Source organism: Enterobacter cloacae complex sp. IR5384, from assembly GCF_049237265.1.
Classification (GTDB): Bacteria; Pseudomonadota; Gammaproteobacteria; order Enterobacterales; family Enterobacteriaceae; genus Enterobacter; species Enterobacter cloacae.
In genome coordinates this window covers 19,694-41,230 of sequence record NZ_JBMKHJ010000012.1, presented here as the reverse complement: position 1 = coordinate 41,230, position 21,537 = coordinate 19,694, and the positions used below count along the sequence as shown (strand labels likewise).

General features: G+C 51.3%; 20 protein-coding genes and 2 pseudogenes. 10 read left to right on the top strand and 12 right to left on the bottom strand.

Translation table 11 applies throughout. The annotated features are described in order from the left end of the window. Positions 1-49 precede the first annotated feature (49 nt). Positions 50-238, bottom strand: coding sequence for a hypothetical protein (locus ACOTX3_RS12055; RefSeq protein WP_020689184.1), 189 nt, complete (start codon positions 236-238; stop codon positions 50-52). 392 nt (positions 239-630) lie between these two features. Between ACOTX3_RS12055 and ACOTX3_RS12050 the strand changes: the two genes are divergently transcribed. The 4 genes and pseudogenes from ACOTX3_RS12050 to hslJ all read left to right on the top strand — a co-directional run bounded on the left by ACOTX3_RS12050 (position 631) and on the right by hslJ (position 3,734). Then, positions 631-2,031, top strand: coding sequence for a cytochrome ubiquinol oxidase subunit I (locus ACOTX3_RS12050; RefSeq protein WP_045903047.1), 1,401 nt, complete (start codon positions 631-633; stop codon positions 2,029-2,031). Continuing rightward, positions 2,031-3,041: pseudogene (cydB, locus tag ACOTX3_RS12045) on the top strand (cytochrome d ubiquinol oxidase subunit II). Before ACOTX3_RS12050 ends, cydB begins: the two are co-directional and overlap by 1 nt. Continuing rightward, entirely contained in the window at positions 3,041-3,169 is a 129-nt protein-coding gene (locus tag ACOTX3_RS12040) for a DUF2474 domain-containing protein (protein ID WP_013096467.1), read from the top strand. The pseudogene cydB and the gene ACOTX3_RS12040 overlap by 1 nt, the downstream one beginning before the upstream one ends. Before the next feature lie 127 nt (positions 3,170-3,296). After that, positions 3,297-3,734, top strand: a complete 438-nt coding sequence (hslJ, locus tag ACOTX3_RS12035) for a heat shock protein HslJ (protein WP_013096466.1) — start codon at positions 3,297-3,299, stop codon at positions 3,732-3,734. Here hslJ and ACOTX3_RS12030 read toward each other — a convergent pair whose 3' ends face one another. Continuing rightward, positions 3,735-4,001 carry a DUF333 domain-containing protein gene (locus ACOTX3_RS12030; RefSeq protein WP_421631617.1) on the bottom strand — a complete coding sequence of 89 codons (267 nt, stop codon included), beginning with the start codon at positions 3,999-4,001 and terminating at the stop codon, positions 3,735-3,737. Between the two features lie 206 nt (positions 4,002-4,207). Between ACOTX3_RS12030 and ACOTX3_RS12025 the strand changes: the two genes are divergently transcribed. The 3 genes from ACOTX3_RS12025 (at position 4,208) to ompC (ending at position 10,298) form a co-directional block, all read left to right on the top strand. Beyond that, complete coding sequence (locus tag ACOTX3_RS12025) at positions 4,208-5,092, top strand: hypothetical protein (RefSeq protein ID WP_014832090.1); 885 nt, start codon at positions 4,208-4,210, stop codon at positions 5,090-5,092. A gap of 183 nt (positions 5,093-5,275) precedes the next feature. Continuing rightward, the gene (nifJ, locus tag ACOTX3_RS12020; RefSeq protein WP_421631618.1) at positions 5,276-8,800 is read left to right on the top strand and encodes a pyruvate:ferredoxin (flavodoxin) oxidoreductase; all 3,525 of its coding nucleotides are present in this window, start codon (positions 5,276-5,278) and stop codon (positions 8,798-8,800) included. A 388-nt stretch (positions 8,801-9,188) separates the two neighbouring features. After that, positions 9,189-10,298 (top strand): porin OmpC, encoded by a 1,110-nt coding sequence (gene ompC, locus ACOTX3_RS12015; RefSeq protein ID WP_127869036.1) that lies wholly within the window; start codon positions 9,189-9,191, stop codon positions 10,296-10,298. Positions 10,299-10,633: 335 nt separating this feature from the next. On the opposite strand, the gene ACOTX3_RS12010 is transcribed toward ompC, so the two are convergent. The 6 genes from ACOTX3_RS12010 to msbA form a co-directional block, all read right to left on the bottom strand. Then, positions 10,634-10,711 carry a hypothetical protein gene (locus tag ACOTX3_RS12010; RefSeq protein WP_223232805.1) on the bottom strand — a complete coding sequence of 26 codons (78 nt, stop codon included), beginning with the start codon at positions 10,709-10,711 and terminating at the stop codon, positions 10,634-10,636. A 65-nt stretch (positions 10,712-10,776) separates the two neighbouring features. Beyond that, complete coding sequence (locus tag ACOTX3_RS12005) at positions 10,777-11,202, bottom strand: GFA family protein (RefSeq protein ID WP_045294236.1); 426 nt, start codon at positions 11,200-11,202, stop codon at positions 10,777-10,779. A 3-nt stretch (positions 11,203-11,205) separates the two neighbouring features. Then, positions 11,206-11,403 carry a hypothetical protein gene (locus ACOTX3_RS12000; protein ID WP_013096459.1) on the bottom strand — a complete coding sequence of 66 codons (198 nt, stop codon included), beginning with the start codon at positions 11,401-11,403 and terminating at the stop codon, positions 11,206-11,208. Between the two features lie 39 nt (positions 11,404-11,442). Continuing rightward, positions 11,443-11,892: a hypothetical protein gene (locus ACOTX3_RS11995; protein WP_048972251.1), complete on the bottom strand. Its 450-nt coding sequence runs from the start codon at positions 11,890-11,892 to the stop codon at positions 11,443-11,445. Between the two features lie 98 nt (positions 11,893-11,990). Further along, positions 11,991-12,377, bottom strand: a complete 387-nt coding sequence (locus ACOTX3_RS11990) for a DUF1294 domain-containing protein (protein WP_048972250.1) — start codon at positions 12,375-12,377, stop codon at positions 11,991-11,993. An 86-nt stretch (positions 12,378-12,463) separates the two neighbouring features. Next, positions 12,464-14,221, bottom strand: coding sequence for a lipid A ABC transporter ATP-binding protein/permease MsbA (gene msbA, locus ACOTX3_RS11985; protein ID WP_058679479.1), 1,758 nt, complete (start codon positions 14,219-14,221; stop codon positions 12,464-12,466). 1,330 nt (positions 14,222-15,551) lie between these two features. On the opposite strand from msbA, the gene ACOTX3_RS11980 reads away from it, so the two are divergent. The 3 genes and pseudogenes from ACOTX3_RS11980 (at position 15,552) to ttcA (ending at position 17,083) form a co-directional block, all read left to right on the top strand. Then, positions 15,552-15,770, top strand: coding sequence for a YgdI/YgdR family lipoprotein (locus ACOTX3_RS11980; protein ID WP_032618552.1), 219 nt, complete (start codon positions 15,552-15,554; stop codon positions 15,768-15,770). A 93-nt stretch (positions 15,771-15,863) separates the two neighbouring features. Then, positions 15,864-16,098 (top strand): annotated as a pseudogene (locus ACOTX3_RS11975) (site-specific integrase); the annotation flags it as partial. 49 nt (positions 16,099-16,147) lie between these two features. After that, on the top strand, positions 16,148-17,083 hold the full coding sequence (gene ttcA / locus ACOTX3_RS11970; protein ID WP_013096454.1) for a tRNA 2-thiocytidine(32) synthetase TtcA: 936 nt from the start codon (positions 16,148-16,150) through the stop codon (positions 17,081-17,083). A gap of 46 nt (positions 17,084-17,129) precedes the next feature. Here ttcA and dbpA read toward each other — a convergent pair whose 3' ends face one another. The 4 genes from dbpA to ACOTX3_RS11950 all read right to left on the bottom strand — a co-directional run bounded on the left by dbpA (position 17,130) and on the right by ACOTX3_RS11950 (position 21,246). After that, complete coding sequence (dbpA, locus tag ACOTX3_RS11965; RefSeq protein WP_045903055.1) at positions 17,130-18,503, bottom strand: ATP-dependent RNA helicase DbpA; 1,374 nt, start codon at positions 18,501-18,503, stop codon at positions 17,130-17,132. 27 nt (positions 18,504-18,530) lie between these two features. Continuing rightward, the gene (locus ACOTX3_RS11960; protein WP_306458808.1) at positions 18,531-18,695 is read right to left on the bottom strand and encodes a hypothetical protein; all 165 of its coding nucleotides are present in this window, start codon (positions 18,693-18,695) and stop codon (positions 18,531-18,533) included. Positions 18,696-18,987: 292 nt separating this feature from the next. Next, positions 18,988-19,971, bottom strand: a complete 984-nt coding sequence (gene zntB, locus ACOTX3_RS11955) for a zinc transporter ZntB (protein WP_029882921.1) — start codon at positions 19,969-19,971, stop codon at positions 18,988-18,990. A gap of 120 nt (positions 19,972-20,091) precedes the next feature. After that, the gene (locus tag ACOTX3_RS11950) at positions 20,092-21,246 is read right to left on the bottom strand and encodes a methyl-accepting chemotaxis protein (RefSeq protein WP_065187069.1); all 1,155 of its coding nucleotides are present in this window, start codon (positions 21,244-21,246) and stop codon (positions 20,092-20,094) included. Between the last annotated feature and the right edge of the window lie 291 nt (positions 21,247-21,537).

The following is a 21,537-nucleotide window of genomic DNA, read 5'->3' as shown; positions in this document are numbered from 1 at the left end:
CAGGAGAAAAAGAGAAGATTTTGCTAACTGTTATGGTTTATGAAATGAATTACTTACGGTACTCGGTCACATGATTGTGTGCGAGACGCGCCGCGGCCAGATGGTCGAGCGTAATCATTGGCGATTTGCAAAAGATGCATTTTGCGCCGAAGGGATTTTTCTCAGACACATCAAAGGCTGAAGTACGGTACTGCGAGCCATGACAGCATGGGCAGCGAAAATGGATATAAGAAGTCATAGGATTCTCCTGTAAACGTAAAAACGTAAATTACTCATGAGCCGATCAGGCGATAATGGTTTGAAACAAAACTAATCGGAATGTAGATAAAGACCCAAGAGAGGCTGCGGAGAGGCACAACGTGATGAGAACTGCTTTATAAAACTACGTCAGATATTTATTTGGACTCAAAACCAGAAGACCATTAACGCACGGTGCCGACGACAAAGCAAGCGGTTTAATGCATAAAATTCATTAAAAAAATATTTTTATGCCCTATAAGTAAGTATATCAGATGGCAAAAGCGGGAGCTTTTTTCCAACTGTTATGGTTAAATTTCGCGTTTCTGCGTCTGATAGTCTGATCTGCGCCTCTGTACCATAACAGCACACCGTTTGACATTGAGGCTGTGCATGTTTGGTTTAGATGCTTTTCACCTTGCACGGATACAGTTTGCCTTTACCGTATCCTTCCACATTATTTTCCCGGCAATCACTATCGGCCTGGCAAGCTATCTTGCTGTGCTTGAAGGGCTGTGGCTGAAAACAAAAAATCCGATCTGGCGCTCGCTGTACCACTTCTGGTCCAGGATTTTTGCCGTTAACTTTGGCATGGGCGTGGTCTCCGGGCTGGTGATGGCGTATCAGTTTGGCACTAACTGGAGTGGATTTTCGCAGTTTGCGGGCAGCATTACCGGCCCGCTTCTGACCTATGAAGTGCTAACCGCCTTTTTCCTTGAGGCCGGATTCCTCGGCGTGATGCTGTTCGGCTGGAATAAAGTCGGGCCTGGGCTGCACTTCTTCGCCACCTGTATGGTGGCGCTGGGGACAATTATCTCCACCTTCTGGATCCTCTCCTCCAATAGCTGGATGCAGACCCCACAGGGCTATGAGATCGTCAACGGGCAGGTCGTCCCGGTAGACTGGTTTGCCGTGGTCTTTAACCCCTCCTTCCCTTATCGTCTGCTGCATATGTCGATAGCCGCCTTCCTCAGTAGCGCCCTGTTTGTTGGCGCATCGGCGGCATGGCATCTGCTGCGCGGAAACAATACGCCTGCCATCCGCGCTATGTTTTCTATGGCGCTGTGGATGACCCTGATTGTGGCCCCCATCCAGGCAATGGTCGGTGATATGCATGGGCTGAATACCTTAAAGCATCAGCCTGCCAAAATCGCCGCCATTGAGGGGCACTGGGAAAACCCACCGGGGGAACCTACCCCGCTACTGCTGTTTGGCTGGCCAGATATGGAACTGGAGCGCACCCGCTTTGGCCTTGAGATCCCCGCTCTTGGCAGCCTTATCCTGACGCACAGTCTGGATAAACAGGTTCCGGCGCTCAAGGAGTTCCCGAAGGAAGATCGGCCAAATTCCACCATTGTCTTCTGGTCGTTCCGCATTATGGCGGGCTTAGGCATGCTGATGCTGCTGCTCGGCGTGGTGGCGCTCTGGTTGCGCTATAAAAAGCGCGTTTACACCTCGCGCCCCTTCCTGTGGTTTGCCCTGCTGATGGGGCCTTCAGGGTTGATCGCCATACTGGCCGGATGGGTGACCACCGAAGTTGGACGCCAGCCTTGGGTCGTCTATGGGCTTCAACGTACCCGGGATGCGGTGTCCGCTCATGGCGATCTGCATATGAGCGTCAGTTTGCTGGCTTTCTTCGTCGTTTACACCTCGGTCTTCGGCGTCGGTTACAGCTATATGGTGCGCCTGATTAAAAAAGGGCCTCAGCCTCACGAATCGTTCGCCACCGAGGCCGATGGACGTCCGGCACGCCCGCTTTCCGCAGTTACCACTGGCAATAAGGAGCAGCCATAATGGGTATCGATCTTTCCATTATCTGGTTTGTCATCATCGTCTTCGCGACGCTGATGTATATCGTGATGGACGGTTTTGATCTGGGGATCGGCATTCTGTTCCCGATAACGCAAAACCCGGACGATCGCGATGTGATGGTCAACAGCGTCGCCCCGGTCTGGGACGGGAATGAAACCTGGCTGGTGCTGGGTGGCGCTGCCCTCTTCGGTGCCTTTCCGCTGGCCTACGCGGTGATTATCGATGCCCTCACCATTCCGCTGACATTAATGCTGATCGGTCTTATTTTTCGTGGCGTGGCGTTTGAGTTTCGTTTTAAAGCAACGCCAGCGCACCGTCCGTTCTGGGATAAAGCCTTTATTGGCGGTTCACTTCTGGCGACGTTTACCCAGGGCGTGACGGTGGGTGCCGTCATAAACGGGTTTGCCGTCACCGGGCGTGCCTATACCGGCGGTCCCTTTGACTGGTTTACCGCGTTTAACCTGTTCTGTGGCGCGGGTCTGGTGGTGGCCTATGCGCTGCTGGGCGCCACCTGGCTGGTGATGAAAAGTGAAAATGCCCTGCAACAGCGGATGCGCGAAGTTTCTAAAACGCTCTTAATTGTGCTGCTGGCCGTTATCGCGGCGATCAGTCTCTAGACCCCGCTGGCGCACCCGGCCATCGCCGCGCGCTGGTTTACGCTGCCGAACCTGTTTTATCTGTTGCCGGTTCCGGCTCTGGTCGTCCTGCTGAGTCTGTATCTGTGGCGCTGCCTGAATAATCGGCAAAGCCATAATCGGCCGTTTATCCTGACGCTGGGGCTTATTTTTCTCGGCTTTAGCGGGCTTGGGATCAGCATCTGGCCGCATATTATTCCACCGTCGATCACCCTGTGGCAGGCGGCCGCGCCGACACAAAGTCAGGGCTTTATGCTGGTAGGTGCGTTGTTGATCATTCCCGTGATTCTGGTCTACACCTTCTGGAGTTACTACGTATTTCGCGGAAAAGTACAGCATGGGGAGGGTTATCACTGATGCAACAGCCTGTCTGGAAACGATTGCTGTGGCTGGCCATTATCTGGGGCGGCAGCGTACTGGCGCTGGCGGCTGTCAGTATGTTCTTCCGCATGCTGATGACGGCCGCCGGGTTTAAATCTCACTGATCTTGTCCCGGGCAACCGCTGCGTTGCCCGGTCTTCTTCCCGCACTTTCAGATAAACCCCATTAACGCACGCCAGCGTATCGTTACACTGGTAAATGATTCACAGTATTTATAGTTCGAGAAGAAAAATGAAAAAACTCATTGCGTTAAGTGTTATCAGTCTTGTCCTCTCCGGCTGCGTTAATCCGGGTAAAGCGTCTGTTCAGCCGGAACAGCTTAAGAACCACCGCTTTGTGCTGGAAAATGTGGACGGGAAAGCCGTGAAGGCCACGACAACGCAACCTGAGATCAGTTTTAGCGCGTTGCCCGATATCAGCCTGGTTAATAACATCAGCATTTCCGGCGTGATGTGTAACCGCTTCAACGGACAGGGAAAATTGTCCGAAGGGGAACTTAAGGTTAAAGGGCTGGCCATGACGCGCAAACTCTGTACCGAACCACAATTGAACGAGCTGGATCAGGCCATCGGCGACATGCTGCGCAAAGGGGCGCAGGTCGACCTGACTGAAGACCAGTTAACGCTGGCGACAGCCGACAAAACGCTGATGTTTAAACGCGCTGAATAATCAGTAGCTACCGCAGGATCCAACGGCAAACGACTGTTCACTGCAGCGTTTGCCGTTTGGCAAGGCGCACATCCCGATCGCAGAGCCATCGAGCTGGCGGGCAACCGACAGTGAGCCACCAATCATCGCGCAGTTAGCTTGTCCAGAACTGGACATCGCGGCTTTCATTCCCGGCGTTACGTGTGCCGCCGTGGCCTGCTGAACAGGTTCGTTACTACAGGCCGACAGCAATAACGCGGCACACCCTACCCAAAACGCTGAACGCATGCTCTCTCTCCCATGAATAATGCGAAACCTATGCATAATAGGCATCACATCCCGTGCCGTCGAGAGCGAAAGTGCGTATTTATGCGCTGCTGAAACAATTTCTCGCAATTTTTTTGGATATTGTTGAACCTGAAGCTGTTGGCAGTATATTACTGCCTTACTCTTTGGGATTGCGTTAACAGGCTGGTTCATAAGGATAATAATCAATGCCGATTTACAATAAGTCGTTTTGCGTAGCCGTGCTCGCGCTGTGTTCTTTTCATGCCCGGGCTGAGCAGTGCTCACCCGAAAGCGTAAACAAAAATAAAACCAATAATTTCATCCTACTGCAACAGCAAATTAATGGAGCAATACCTAAAACGATTGAGACCAGGATTGAGAGTCCGGACGGTTACATCCGTACAACAATAAATGCGAGTTACAACCGCTGTGGCGAACTTCTTGGCGGCAGTATGCTGGAGGTAAAAACAGCAACCTATCCTCAATCTGTTCTTGTGATTACCAGTGCGATAAAACTCAGTAAAGCGGATTACGGCTGGCGCATCCTTGTCGATGGCAAAGGCATCGGAACGGACAAGCGCAACCAAAAATCGACACTGTTATTCCGTCATAATGTTGAAGGTATGTATTTGCTAAACAAAAAAGGGATTATCAGTAAAGCAGTTAACCGCGGCATCATTACTGCCACAACGCCGGGGGAGAAAGATCGAACCAGCATGGGCACCATTCTGTATACCCTCAATACAACAGGGGCTCTTACCCGTTCAGAAAACAAAAGTAACCTGGCGATTGAGAATTACCGCACGGAGTACGAGTACGACACGCATCATCGCCTGACAAAAAGGTACACACCTAACGTCGTGGATGAGTATGTTTACGATGATGCAGGTCGCCAGCTGACCTGGACGAACACCGAGACCTATTACACTATCGAAAAAACGGTGAATACCTGTAAGGAATGGGACACTAACGGGGAATGTATCCAGGCGGATATCGACATCACTATCTCCTCACCAGATAACGACAAAGGCAAGGCTTTTGAGTACAAACATAAAGCAGCCATGACAGCGACTTATGAATACTGGAACTGAATTATTTAAGATTTAGAAGGGTTTTTCGCCAAAAGTTTGATCTACTCATTGATGGTGAGAATACCGAGGACACAAATGCGAAAATCGCAAAATCCGGCCTTTGCTAAAATAAGGGAATAATATTCAGGGTCTGACCAGGTTTACGGACCCCTCTTTTTTTGCGCAATGTAAGGGTGTCGTCCTATGCAAACTATTGACGGTAATGGTGCAGTCGCGTCAGTCGCGTTTCGCACCAGCGAAGTTATCGCCATCTACCCGATTACGCCAAGCTCTACAATGGCTGAACAGGCAGATGCCTGGGCAGGAAACGGGTTAAAAAATGTCTGGGGCGATGTCCCGAGAGTCGTCGAAATGCAGTCCGAAGCGGGTGCGATTGCCGCGGTGCATGGTGCGCTGCAGACGGGGGCGCTCTCCACATCGTTCACCTCCTCGCAGGGATTGCTGCTGATGATCCCGACGCTGTACAAACTGGCCGGTCAACTTACCCCGTTTGTCCTGCACGTCGCGGCACGAACCGTTGCTACCCACGCGCTCTCCATTTTTGGCGATCACTCCGACGTGATGGCCGTGCGTCAGACCGGCTGCGCCATGCTGTGCGCCAGCAGCGTCCAGGAGGCCCAGGATTTCGCGTTAATTTCCCATATCGCAACGCTGAAAAGCCGCGTGCCGTTTATTCACTTCTTTGATGGTTTCCGCACCTCCCACGAAATCAACAAAATCGTGCCGCTGGCAGACGACACCCTTCTCTCGCTTCTGCCGCAGGCGGACATTTATGCCCATCGCGCCCGCGCACTCAACCCGGAACATCCGGTGATCCGCGGGACATCGGCCAACCCGGATACTTACTTCCAGTCCCGCGAGGCGACGAACCCGTGGTACAACGCGGTGTACAACCATGTGGAACAGGCGATGAACGATTTCGCTGCCGCCACCGGACGGGAATATAAACCGTTTGAATATTATGGCCATCCACAGGCGGAACGCGTGATTGTGCTGATGGGTTCAGCCATTGGCACCTGTGAAGAAGTCGTGGATGAACTGCTGACGCGCGGCGAGAAAGTTGGGGTGTTGAAAGTTCGCCTCTTCCGCCCGTTCTCAGCGAAACATCTGCTCTCTGCGCTGCCGGAGAGCGCACGAAGCGTGGCCGTGCTCGATCGTACCAAAGAGCCTGGCGCACACGCAGAACCGCTGTATCTGGACGTCATGACCGCACTGGCGGAAGCCTTCAGTAACGGCGAGCGCGAAACGCTGCCGCGTGTCATTGGCGGGCGTTATGGTTTGTCGTCCAAAGAGTTCGGTCCGGATTGCGTGCTGGCGGTGTTTAATGAGCTGAGTGAAACGAAGCCGAAGCCTCGCTTTACGGTCGGTATTTATGACGATGTCACTCATCTCTCACTGGCCTTGCCGGAAAACACCCTGCCCTCCGGCGCGAAACTTGAGGCACTGTTCTACGGTCTGGGCAGCGACGGCAGCGTTTCGGCAACCAAGAACAACATCAAGATCATCGGTAATTCCACACCGTGGTATGCACAGGGTTATTTCGTCTACGACTCCAAGAAAGCCGGCGGGCTGACCGTGTCCCATCTGCGCGTCAGCGAACACCCTATCCGCTCCGCGTATCTCATTTCGCAGGCTGATTTTGTCGGCTGTCACCAGCTGCAGTTTATCGATAAATACCAGATGGCCGAACGTCTCAAACCTGGCGGTATTTTCCTGCTCAACACACCGTACAGTGCGGATGAAGTCTGGGCGCGCCTGCCGCAGGAAGTGCAGGCGGTGCTTAATCAGAAAAAAGCGCGGCTTTTTGTCATTAACGCGGCGAAGATCGCCCGCGAATGTGGTCTTGCCGCGCGCATCAACACCGTCATGCAGATGGCGTTCTTCCACCTGACAAACATTCTGCCGGGCGACAGCGCCTTAATGGAACTGCAGGGCGCGATCGCCAAAAGTTACAGCAGTAAAGGCCAGGAATTGGTTGAACGCAACTGGCAAGCCCTGGCGCTGGCGCGCGAGTCGCTGTCTGAAGTACCGCTCCAGCCGGTGAATGCCAGCAGCCCGAACCGTCCTCCGGTGGTTTCTGATGCGGCTCCAGATTTTGTTAAAACCGTAACGGCGGCCATGCTGGCGGGGCTGGGCGATGCCCTTCCCGTCTCCGCCCTGCCGCCGGATGGCACCTGGCCGATGGGCACCACCCGCTGGGAAAAACGCAACATCGCCGAAGAGATCCCAATCTGGAAGGAAGAGCTGTGTACCCAGTGCAATCACTGTGTGGCAGCGTGCCCGCACTCTGCCATCCGGGCCAAAGTCGTTTCTCCGGACGCGATGGAATCGGCCCCATCCAGCCTGCATTCGCTGGATGTGAAATCCCGCGATATGCGCGGACAGAAATACGTTCTGCAGGTTGCACCAGAAGATTGCACCGGCTGTAACCTCTGCGTTGAGGTCTGCCCGGCCAAAGACCGACAGAACCCGGAAATCAAAGCCATCAATATGATGTCGCGGCTGGAACACGTGGAAGAAGAGAAAGTGAATTATGACTTCTTCCTGAACCTGCCGGAAATCGATCGGAGCAAGCTGGAGCGTATTGATATCCGTACCTCACAGTTGATCACGCCGCTGTTCGAATACTCTGGCGCCTGCTCCGGCTGCGGGGAAACACCGTACATCAAACTGCTGACGCAGCTGTACGGTGACCGGATGCTGATCGCCAACGCGACCGGCTGTTCGTCTATTTATGGCGGTAACCTGCCGTCCACCCCATACACCACCGACGCCAACGGTCGCGGCCCGGCATGGGCGAATTCGCTGTTTGAGGATAACGCCGAATTTGGTCTTGGCTTCCGCTTAACGGTGGATCAGCACCGCGCACGCGTGATGCGCCTGCTGGATCAGTTTGCCGATAACATCCCTGCCGACCTGCACGCTGCGCTGCACGCTGAAGCCACCCCTGAGGTTCGTCGCGAACAGGTTACGGCGCTTCGTAATGCCCTTCAGGGCGTTGACGGCGCAGAACAACTGGTGACCGACGCTGACGCCCTGGTTGAAAAATCGATCTGGCTGATTGGCGGCGATGGCTGGGCGTATGACATTGGCTTTGGCGGGCTGGATCATGTGTTGAGCCTGACCGAGAACGTGAACATCCTGGTGCTGGATACCCAGTGTTATTCCAATACCGGCGGACAAGCATCAAAAGCCACGCCGTTAGGAGCGGTAACAAAATTTGGCGAACACGGGAAACGCAAGGCGCGTAAAGATCTCGGCGTCAGCATGATGATGTATGGCCACGTGTACGTTGCGCAAATCTCACTCGGCGCGCAGCTTAACCAGACGGTGAAAGCGATTCAGGAGGCGGAAGCGTATCCGGGCCCATCGCTTATCATCGCCTACAGCCCTTGCGAAGAGCATGGTTACGATCTGGCGCTCAGCCACGACCAGATGCGTCAGTTGACCGCCACGGGCTTCTGGCCGCTGTACCGCTTTGATCCTCGCCGGGCAGAGGAAGGCAAGCTGCCGCTGGCGCTCGATTCACGCCCTCCGTCAGATGCCCTGGCTGAGACACTGCTGCAGGAGCAACGCTTCCGTCGCCTCAATGCGCAACAACCAGAGGTGGCTGAGCAGTTGTGGAAAGATGCCGCCGCCGATCTGCAAAAACGGTACGACTTCCTGGCGCAAATGGCCGGGAAAGCGGAAAAATCCACCAGCGAATAATCCCCATGCCCGGCTTGTCCGGGCATTTTTATGCCATAAAAAAAGCCCGGTGTATTCACACCGGGCCAGACCAAATAATCCCTGAGCATCACGTTAAATGAATAAATGATATTCATGGGAATTATGGATAATAATCTTAAAGGCATATAACGGGGCAGACATTACCTGATTTACTGCATGATTAATAATTTTAATTTATTATGTTTTTCACTAAAACATTCATCAAACAAATTAACATTACCGCAGAAGAATTCCCTTTAGATTTTACTCACTTCGTAACAATTATAATTTATTACTCTTTCAGCGGAGTGATTTAGCATGTGACAACTCTCCGCAAAGGAAAGTTCAACAGGTAATTAAATAAAAACAACCGCAAAGGAATACCATAATGCAAAGAAAAGTACTGGCCCTGATGATTCCGGCTCTGTTAATGGCTGGCGCTGCGCATGCAGCAGAGATTTATAATAAGGATGGCAATAAATTAGATCTGTACGGAAAAGTAGATGGTTTGCACTACTTCTCTGATGACACGTCTAAAGACGGCGATCAGACCTATATGCGTTTGGGTTTCAAGGGCGAAACCCAGATCAACGACATGATGACCGGCTACGCACAGTGGGAATACAACATTCAGGCAAATAACACCGAAGGGTCTGACAACCAGTCCTGGACACGTCTGGCCTTCGCCGGTGTGAAAGTGGGTGACTACGGTTCCTTTGACTACGGCCGTAACTATGGCGTTCTGTACGACGTGGAAGGCTGGACCGATATGCTGCCAGAGTTCGGCGGCGACTCTTACACCTATGCCGATAACTTTATGACCGGTCGTGCCAATGGCGTAGCAACCTACCGCAACACCGATTTCTATGGCCTGGTGCCGGGTCTGAACTTTGCTCTGCAGTATCAGGGTAATAACGAAGATGCCAGCAATAACCAGGAAGGGACCAATAATGGTCGCGACACGCGTCATGAGAACGGTGACGGCTTCGGTATTTCTACCACCTATGATTTCGGTATGGGAATTTCAGCGGGGGCGGCCTATACCTCTTCCGACCGTACCAACGATCAGGTGAGAAATACCACCGCGGGCGGGGATAAAGCGGATGCCTGGACCGCGGGTCTGAAATATGACGCCAACAATATCTATCTGGCGGCCATGTATTCTGAAACCCGCAATATGACCCCTTACGGCGACAATGAAAGCGCCGTGGCGAATAAAACCCAGAACGTCGAAGTTACCGCACAATACCAGTTCGATTTTGGTCTGCGTCCGGCAATTTCCTACCTGCAGTCGAAAGGTAAAGACCTGGGCAACGGTCAGGGCGATCAGGACCTGGTTAAATATGCCGACGTAGGCGCAACCTATTACTTCAACAAAAACATGTCCACCTATGTGGATTATAAAATCAACCTGCTGGATGAAGATGACAGCTTCTACAAAAACAACGGTATCGGTACCGATGATGTCGTTGCATTAGGCCTGGTTTACCAGTTCTGATGATCAGAGCCCGCAGCATCATGCGGGCTCACTTTTTTTGAGGTTAGTCGCACAACAGCACGCTATCGCGAGATTGTTGAGGATAAGTTGAAAGACTGCGGGTTAGACTGCGCAGATATCCCCCTCATCATTAAGGATAACTGTGTTGTTTGGTCGTGTATCCCTTGCCCTACTGGCTCTTTTAGCGTGTTTGTGGATGGCGTTAATTTTCGATTTCCGCGATATTGTTGGGCACCTCGGCACGCTCTTAAATCATCTCGACAGGCATTAACAGTGAGCCTTTGAAAACAAAAAGCCACCAGCAGTGCCGGTGGCCGTGATACCCTTCGTGAATGCTATTTTTTCACGGGCTGAGGCTTTTTATCCCCTGATTCAGGCGCCTCACGTGGGTCGTCTTTTTCAACACTAAGCATAATGTCTCCTCTTTAAGATACCCACTTCCCACTATAGCCAGCGTTAGCACAATGTGGCCAGGCGGCTAGGACGCTTGCGTTGGCGCGCGTTTGCGAAAAGAGAGATAGCCAAAGACTCCACTTTCGCCATCCGCAGGATGGTTAACCCCATCCATCACCGTCACTTCCGGGAAATCGAACGGAGAGACGTTTTCAAAACAGGCGACATTTACACCGTATTCATTGGGATTAGAACGCCGCTGATGGAAGGTATAAATCCCGCAGACCGAGCAGAAGAAATGCCGGGCTGTACCGGTGTTAAAGCGGTACTCCGTAAGTTTATCCTCGCCTTTGGTGACGGTTATACCGGTTAACGGTGCAGAGACCACAACCGCCCCTCTCATCCGACAAAAAGAACAGCTACAGCGACGGGCGGTATTTAACCCATCGGTTAACGCAACGGTGAATGCCACTGCACCACAATGGCATCGGGCATGACGGATTTCTGCCATCGTTTACACCCCTTTTCTTACCAGCTCAGCGGCCTTGACGAACACCTCATCCTCCACGCCGTCACCCTTTTGCCTGCCGAGTCTTAGCAGTTCATCAACAATGCTGTTACGATCGATCGGTTTCTGTGCCGAAACAAGCCCGATAACGGCAGCACCAATCGCCAGCCCAACTAACCCGGTTTGTTCATCTTTGTTCTTCATGTTCATGCTCCTGATACCACAAACAAGCGTAGCAGGATTTTAAAAACGCGGTGTCAGACCGTATTTCGGCGATTTGATATTTGCGGCCCAAATCTTGATATCGTTTTGCAGGAGAAGGGTGAAATCTGAATTCAGATGCGTCACCAGGGCATTGACGCTGGTTGCATCGACCACTGAAAAATGTTCAATTCTGTTCGACCCAACCTGAACACAGTAATATCTGGCGGGCAGCACTTTACCATTCACATTAAGCGGCAGCGTATTTTTTCCGCATTGACCTTCGGTGATGTATGAAACCACCAGATTAGCGGATTTTTTCCCGGGCTGAGATACGCTGACCATTACCGGAAAACCTTCCGACGTCTGCGTCATGTCATAAAGAACGGCATTTTTTATATACCAGGTATTATATTCCCGCTCCTGAAACGTCGACCAGCCAGGCGCTGAATAAAACATCAGCGCTGCCAGCATAATACATTTTATTTTCATGAGATGCTGTCGTCCGTGTTGTTGCACGTATTATTCAGAACGGACAAAAAACAGCAACCCACCAGGATTTGGCCTACTACTATTGGCAGTAATGATGCTCAATAGCGAACAACAAAACCAAAATGATACAGCGCCAACGTGGCCAAGATGCTCACGACCACAGACATCAAAAACCAGGTTTTGAACGGCTGCTTTTGCGTTTTATGGCGAAAGATCTGTTGACCCATAATGGCGCCGGGCCACCCGCCCACAACGCCGAAGACCAGTAAGGTTACTTCAGGTATTCTGCGCATTCCTTTCCGTGCTGCCATTTTATCGGCGCCGTAAATAACCATAGTCAGGACGTTAATGAGCAGGAACCATATGGCTACGGGCCAGGCGGAAAAGAGACTGCCGATAGCAGTACAGAGCAGCAGAAAAAAACAAAATTTATTCAATGTGTTAGGTCCAATCACAGGATATGTAAGCGTATTCAGAGAAGGCATTATACGGTATCTTGCGCATGAATCAGGTTTGGGTGACATTACGGGATACCCCGCTTTTGCAAGCGGGGTAAAAGCGTGAATGTGACTTAATTGTTTGACGCACCGAATTGCATTTTGTGAAGCTGTGCGTACACCCCATTGTGAGTCACCAATTCCGCATGGCTTCCGCGTTCAACGATAACGCCATCTTCAACAACAATGATTTCGTCAGCTTTTTCGACAGTCGACAGACGATGCGCAATCACCAGTGACGTACGGTTCTTTTGCAGTTCCTCGAGTGCAGACTGTATAGCGCGTTCCGATTCCGTATCCAGGGCTGACGTTGCTTCATCAAGGATGAGTATTGGACTGTCCCGCAACAGTGCGCGTGCAATAGCGATACGTTGCCGTTGCCCACCAGAAAGCAGTACCCCGTTTTCACCGATGATGGTATCAAGACCGTTATCCATCTTGTTGATAAAGTCCATCGCATTTGCCATACGCGCGGCATTCTCGATCTGGTCACGGGTGTACTGCTCCTTACGACCGTAGGCGATGTTGTTGGCAACCGTGTCGTTGAACAGGTGGACATTTTGCGAAACCAGCGCCACCTGGTTACGAAGCGACTGAAGGGTATATTCTCGCAGGTCGTGGCCGTCCAGCAGAATTTCACCTTCATCAATATCATAAAATCGCGTCATCAGGCTGGCGATGGTTGATTTACCCGAGCCGGAACGTCCGACAAGGGCAACGGTCTTACCGGCAGGTATGTTCAGGCTGATATTGCGTAGCGCTGGGGCCTCACGTCCCGGATAGGTAAACGTCACATTGCGAAACGCCACGTCCGCTTTTGCGCGTTCAAGTACACGCTTACCTTCATCTTTTTCCTGTTCGGAATCAAGAATAGTGAACAGCGTCTGGCAAGCGGCCATCCCGCGCTGGAACTGTGCGTTCACATTGGTCAGGGATTTAAGAGGCCGCATCAATGCAATCATCGATGTGAAAACGACGCTAATCGTTCCCGCCGTCAGGGTCGCCATAACACTCGGGAAGCTGGCAGCATAAAGAACAAACGCAAGTGCCAGGGAAGCAATAAGCTGAATAACAGGATCGGAGATTGACGATGCGGACATCATTTTCATTCCCTGCAAACGCATCTTATTGCTGACCTTATCAAAGCGTTTTGTTTCAACGTCCTGACCGCCGAAAATCAATACTTCTTTATGGCCTTTAAGCATCTGCTCAGCACTCGCCGTGACCTGCCCCATCGTATTCTGCATGCTTTTACTGATAGTGCGAAAGCGTTTGGACACCATACGAATAGTCACGGATATAACAGGTGCCAGTACAATCAGGATGATTGAGAGCTGCCAGCTATAGTAGAACATCATGGCGAACAAGCCGATAATTGACGCGCCCTCACGGATGACCGTTATCAGCGTACCTGATGACGAAGATGCGACTTGTTCGGAATCATAGGTAATACGCGACAGCAACGTCCCGGTTGACTGTTTGTCAAAAAACGACACAGGCATGCCCATCAAATGGCGGAACAATTTCCGGCGCACATCCATCACCACTTTGCCCGAGACCCAGGAAACGCAATAGCTGGAGATGAAGCTGGTAATACCGCGTAGCGTCATCAATCCGATAACCACAACCGGCATCCATAACATGACAGAGCGGTCCATTTTGCCCACGCCATCATCCATTAACGGCTTTAGCAAAGACAGCATAAAAGGATCGCAGGCGGCATTTATCATTAATGCTAATGCCGCAACCAATAGCCCTTTCTTAAAAGGCGATATTATAGGCCAAAGACGGCGAAACGTGAGCCAGGTGGAAAGGTCTTTGTCAGTTTGCATACGGGAGCCTTAATAATGAGAGCCGTTGAGCATAACGTACAGTTTTAAAGGAACCACTGCACAACGGTATTAAGGGTATGTTGTGTTACTTCAACGAATATCTAACCACTCGCGAAAAATATTTTTTTGCCCTGTTCCGTTCATTATGTTTATTTTATTTTTAACTTTATTCCACCCTGTTATCCAACCATCCGTTAACATATCCCAACCCACAAAGAAATGAATAAAACAGAAGCAGATAAATCTTAATATTTACTGATTGCAGTTTCTTTCAACGCATATAAGTTTTCGCTTTGTGCATGTTGAACATTTGTTATAGTTACGACTAAAAGTAGCCACACTGTATATACGTGCTCCAGTTAAAAGACTGACAATCAGTAGCATTTTCAACCTGACGCACGTGAAACACTTCTCCTGCCGTATCTTTTATGCATGCTTCCTTCATTGATGTAAAAAGATGAAGATATAAGACACAACCCGCCAGGAAGCACCCAACTAAAAGACATACTTTTAAAACAGCCATCACCGTTTCCCTCCTGCTTTGTACGGGGAAAACAGCTTAATAGCCTGAAGATGAATAGACTCTCAACACAGTGCAGTTTAAGTGGCTATTCGTGCAGGTCACGCTAAAACTACGTATCAGCATGCAGGACCCCATCGTGAGGTCCTGGGTTGTTATCTACTACTTATGAAGTCGCTGCGCTATGCAGCCTGAAGATGATAAGCAGAAATCAATAACGCCTGGTCATGGTGACCGGTGCTCTGTCTGTCTAGTCGGGACGTTCACCAGCCATGATCGCCCGTTGCTGAGACGGTGTTACAGATTGCGTTATATCAGGCATTGGCTTATAAACCGGTTTTTCCGGAGGAGTGATAACCACATCAGAACTACACCCTGAGCACAATAAAATCATAAAACCAAAAGTACTTAAATTAAACACTTTCAACCCTTCCAGTGGGATATCATCTTAAGGGAATCGTTCGCCAGTGATTGTCTAATCCTAGCTGCCAGCACGTCAGTAAAGTCGCATGCGAGCTTCACATTCCCATACGCTAAAACGCAAGATAATAAGCAGCGATACAAGTTAAATCAATACTGATGCGAATGAAGAGCAACGTGAAATAGTCATAAAGGATTACATCTATAAAAAACGGATTTCAAATAGAAGCACAAGATTAAACGCCACATATACGGGTACGCTGTGGCCGTTTATTGCTCTTTTTTGCTTAAAATGGAAATTCCCTTTCGTTGACGAAGCGTTGCAATTCACTGTTGTTAAATAATGCTGTATTAAAACGATTGTAACTATAAAGTTAATTAGAGGTTAATATGAAGGGTGGTATTTTTGCATTTTTGGCATTAGGTGTCGCGTTAGCAATAACAGGGTGCTCAAGTGATTATGTTATATCGACCAAAGATGGACATATGATGACCACACATGGAAAACCAGAGCGAGATAAAGACACCGGTTTAATTTCATACAAAGATGCAGATGGCAGCATTCATCAGATCCATCAATCGGATGTGAAAGAGATTGTAGAAAAGTAACCACCTGATCTGTCCTTCCGTTTTACTGGCTCCGCCATTTTATTGAGCGGAGCTTGCCTGCCCTTACCCACCGTATGTTATCTGTTTTAACGACCACGTCTCGCTGATGGCGAACAGAAAGCCGATTACGTTTTACCGCAAGCCGGCACAAGATCCTTCATCGCTGTAAAACGTGCTGGTATTCGCCGCCGGAATCCGTACCATACGCGACATACTTTTGCCCGCTGGCATTGACTGCCGGCGTTAACCCATCTTTCATAGCCAGACAGTTGCGGCATAGAATGCGTGGAAAATGAATGGCGAACAGGTGCTGATGCTTAACGATTAGCCGGCACGCTGAAAACTTTTGCCCCTGCTGGCTCCGAAGGTAGCAATAAATGCAAGACAATCAATCAAATACAAAGAAAGAACAGTACAACCTGAACAAGCTGCAGAAGCGGCTGCGCCGTAATGTGGGCGAAGCCATTGCAGACTTCAATATGATTGAAGAAGGCGACCGCATCATGGTTTGCCTGTCAGGGGGTAAAGACAGCTACACCATGCTGGAGATCCTGCGTAATCTTCAGCAGAGCGCGCCGGTGAAATTCTCCCTGGTGGCCGTAAACCTTGACCAGAAACAGCCGGGTTTCCCTGAGCATATCCTGCCGGAATATCTCGATAAGCTGGGTGTTGAGTACAAAATCGTCGAAGAAAATACCTACGGTATCGTAAAAGAGAAGATCCCGGAGGGTAAAACCACCTGCTCTCTCTGCTCTCGTCTGCGTCGTGGCATTCTGTACCGGACCGCGACGGAGCTGGGCGCCACCAAAATTGCGCTGGGTCATCACCGCGACGATATCCTGCAAACGCTGTTCCTGAACATGTTCTACGGCGGGAAGATGAAAGGCATGCCGCCTAAGCTGATGAGCGATGACGGCAAACACATTGTCATCCGCCCTCTCGCCTATTGCCGCGAGAAGGACATTGAACGCTTCTCCCAGGCGAAAGCTTTCCCGATTATCCCATGTAACCTGTGTGGATCTCAGCCGAACCTGCAGCGCCAGGTCATTGGTGACATGCTGCGTGACTGGGATAAACGTTATCCAGGGCGCATCGAAACCATGTTCAGCGCAATGCAGAACGTGGTGCCTTCTCACCTTGCGGATGTTGAGCTGTTTGACTTCAAAGGCATCAACCATGATTCAGAGGTGGTGAATGGCGGCGATCTGGCGTTTGACCGGGAAGAGATCCCCATGCAGCCAGCGGGCTGGCAGCCGGAAGAGGATGATAATCAGTTTGACGAGCTGCGCCTGAACGTACTTGAAGTGAAATAATCCTGTCGCGTCTCAGAGTCCGTCTGAGACGCGTTTTTTCTGCCGCTTATTTCAGCAATCTGACCCGGCAGGTTTTGCCTTTAATTTTCCCGTTTTGCAGCTGCTTCCATGCCTTATGCGCAACCGCCTGGCGGATTGCCACATATACGTGTGCCGGATGAACGGTAATCTTGCCGATATCGGCGCCATCCAGTCCCATGTCCCCTGTCAGCGCGCCTAATACGTCGCCTGGACGCATCTTGGCTTTTTTACCGCCATCAATGCACAGCGTCGCCATTTCGGCTTCGAGTGGCACAACGCGAACGTTCCCCGGAGTGTTCACCCAGTTAAGCTTTATCTGCAGCATTTCAGACAAGATATTGGCACGCTGCGCCTCTTCCGGCGCGCAGAAGCTAATGGCCAGCCCGCTGTTTCCGGCACGTGCGGTGCGCCCAATGCGGTGAACGTGTACTTCTGGATCCCAGGCCAGTTCGTAGTTAACAACCAGCTCCAGCGATTTAATGTCCAGCCCGCGTGCGGCGACATCGGTTGCAACCAGCACACGGGCGCTGCCGTTCGCGAAGCGAACCAGCGTCTGGTCACGATCGCGCTGTTCCAGATCGCCATGCAATGACAGCGCGCTTTGCCCGGCGGCATTCAGGGCATCACACACCGCCTGGCAATCTTTTTTGGTATTACAAAACACCACGCAGGAGGCAGGCTGGTGCTGGCTCAGCAATTTCTGCAGAAGCGGGATTTTGCCCTGCTGCGAGGTTTCAAAGAACTGCTGCTCGATGGCAGGCAGCGCATCCACGCTGTCGATTTCAATCGTCAGCGGATTTTTTTGTACACGACCGCTGATCGCAGCGATAGCGTCAGGCCAAGTCGCAGAGAATAACAATGTCTGACGATCTTCCGGCGCGAAGCGGATCACTTCGTCGATCGCGTCGCTGAAGCCCATGTCCAGCATACGGTCCGCTTCATCCATCACCAGCGTTTGCAGGGCATCCAGTGAAACGGTGCCTTTTTGCAGATGATCCAGCAGACGGCCAGGTGTCGCGACAATAATATGAGGCGCATGCTGGAGCGAATCACGCTGCGCCCCGAACGGCTGTCCGCCGCAGAGGGTTAAGATCTTGGTGTTGGGCAGGAAGCGCGCCAGACGACGCAACTCACCCGCGACCTGGTCAGCCAGTTCGCGGGTCGGGCACAGAACCAGAGACTGGGTCTGGAACAGAGTGGCATCAATATGCTGTAACAGTCCAAGACCGAACGCTGCCGTTTTCCCACTGCCGGTTTTTGCCTGTACGCGAACATCGCGCCCCTCAAGAATGGCGGGTAATGCGGCCGCCTGAACAGGCGTCATCGTGAGGTATCCCAACTCGTTGAGGTTATCGAGTTGGGCGGCAGGCAGAACATTCAGGGTAGAAAAAGCGGTCACAATAGTCTCTCGTGGTCATCTTTGCGGTCAGATGGCGCGTATCCTCGCAGATCTCAAGGTTCGATGCGACAATTTAATCGGTTCTTCATCGGGCGGCGGGTCGGGCATAGGCTGCGGACGCGGAATGGGATCGGGCATGGGCGTTGGGTCGGTCGGGACCGGATCGGACTGCCGTGAATGCAGTCGTTGCAGCGCGAGTAGATGGTTCATCTTTCCCTCCAGTTTTTTGGATTGACCCTTTTAGGGTAGACCCTGAGAAACGGGAGGCAAAAAAAAGCCGACTATTAAAGTCGGCGTCGTACGAATCAATTGTGCTATGCAGTAATTCAAAAAAGGAAGTAAGACAATATGGAGCGCAACGCCCATCGCTTGACGTTGCATTCACCTGCGGGAGTAATAATGCACCTTACACGGTTTCTGTTTATTGACTTTGCTCAATTAAAAGAGCGTTTTGATCCGCGTAAAAGATGGAAAAAGCGTAAATTTACAACCATTTACTACGATGCAACCACCATGCAACACCGCCAATCAAAGCAGCTAACATGACGCAAAACGCGGTAAAGCCGTAGCGATAAGCACCGCCGGGAATGCCGCCCAGGTTTACGCCAAACAGACCGGTCAGAAAGGTACTGGGTAAAAAGACCATTGCCATCAGCGACATCGTGTAGGTTCTTCTGGCCAGCGACTCCTGCATCACCTGTGCTATCTCATCCGCCATTACTGCGGTTCTGGCAATACAGGAATCAATTTCATCCAGCCCGCGTCCCAGCCTGTCAGCAATGTCCTGCATTCTGCGGCGCTGGTCGTCATTCATCCAACTGAGACGCTCGCTGGCCAGACGGGCATATACATCACGTTGTGGCGTCATGTAGCGACGCATCACAATCAGTTGCTTGCGCAGTAACGCCAGGAAACCGCGCGGCGGTATCTGCTGGTCGAGCAGGTTATCTTCCAGATCGATAATTTTATCGTGCAACTCTTCGATAAACTCGCTCGCGTGATCGGTAAGCGCATCGCAGACATCCACCAGCCAGCTGCCGCAGTCGGTCGGCCCGGTGCCCTCTTTCAGATCGTTTACCACGTCATCCAGCGCCAGCACTTTACGCTGCCGAGTGGAAACAATAAGCCCATCATCCATATAGACGCGCATCGCCACCAGCTGATCGGGACGTTCATCCGTGCTGCCGTTAATACAGCGAAGCGTGATCAACGTACCGTCACCCATCCGGCTCACGCGTGGCCGCAGGCTTTCCCCTGCCAGGGCATCACGCACGTTGTTTGGCAGTAAAGGGGTGGATGCCAGCCATTCAGCGCTGTCCGGATGGGTATAGTTCAGGTGTAACCAGCAGGGATGCGCGTGATCGATCACGTCGTTGTCTTCCAGCGGCCGGGCACCGCCTTTACCGTCAAACACCCACGCAAACACTGCGTCAGGAACGTTCAGTTCAGACCCTTTTATGCTCTCCACAACGCCTCCACCTTTTAGCTTTTCGTTGTCAGTCTAGCTTTCGGCAGAGGTTACGCAACCACTATGTTCCGCATGGCGCTGAAATCGCTCGGGAATTGTACGGATAACGGCGGTGTCCCTTCAGGCGGAATGTCCTTGTCGCTGCGGGAACGCCAGCGGAACAACCGGTGTAGATAACGAACTATCAGCCGCGTATCCCCCGTCGAGCCGGAAATTGCGTGTCCGTGACTGCAGTTCGATAACCTGATTGCGCAGCACGTCAGAGGATCCGTTAAGTTCCTCCGCCATTGCCACATTGCTTTGCGTAACCCTTTCCAGCTCTGATAATGCCAGCGTAATCTGTGAAATTCCCTTCTCCTGCTCGGATGTGGAACTGGAAATTTCATCCATCAGACGGCTGACATTGCCGGAGCCGGCCACAATCTCACGCATGTTTTTTTCCGCTTCTGACACTACCGTCACGCCCTGTGTAACGTTATTGCTGGTGACATCAATCAGCGTTTTGATGTTCTTCGCTGCTTCCGCGCTGCGGTGTGCCAGATTTCGCACCTCCTCCGCGACCACAGAGAAGCCTTTTCCGTGGTCTCCCGCCCTTGCCGCCTCAACGGCCGCGTTAAGCGCAAGGATATTGGTCTGGAAGGCAATGCCGTCGATCATTGAGATGATTTCCGTCATTTGCTGTGCGCATTCGGTGATCGATTGCATATTGTGAGCAACTTGCCCCATCAGCTCGCCCCCCTTACGTGCCTGAAGCGTTGCCTGATTGGCCTGTTCACTGGCGAGTCGGGTGTTATCAGCATTGTTTTTGGTGCTCGCAGCCATCTGCTCCATGCTGGCTGCGGTTTGCACCAGAGAAGCCGATTGCTGCTCCGTTTTCACCGATAGCTGCGCGCTGCGTGAGGAGAGTTGATCCGATAAGGTCATGGCGGTTTGTGACGACGCCCTGATTTCCCGGACCAGTGTTGCAATATTGCCCGAAAGGCTGTTAATCCCGGGAATTAAACGCCCTGCGCAGTTGTTGCCAAACTCGGGGATTGTCACGCCAAGATTCCCTGCCGTGACTTCTTCAATACTTTTTTTCACAGTATTGATCGGTGTCACAAGATATTGGGTCATGTAAATCCAGAGTAAAAAAAGAGCAATCACATTTATTACATTGAGCGTTATTAAGAGTGACGATGCGCCGGTAAATAGAAAGACGACAGCTGCGTTTAGCAAAAAAAGAGACAAAAGGAAATAGACAATGAAGGTTCTGACACTAATATTTTTTAGCATGATTATTCCCACAACTTAATATTTTGGTCGGCATTAAGGTTTATAGCATTCGTACTGGCGTTTGTCCTCACGAATAGCGGTGCTTTGTCGTTTCGCAGTTAGCAACCTGCAATTTAACTTAAGTGAGACAAAAAAAGCGTATTGTGGGAAATATTGTACCATGGATACTGTGATACTGGTCTGACACGAACTTAAGCGATACCATCACCTGCGGCTAAGGGGGTTAATCACCACCCTATTTTAGAGACTTTGTTGCAATTAACTGCCCTTGTTTAGCTGTGCTTAACAAGT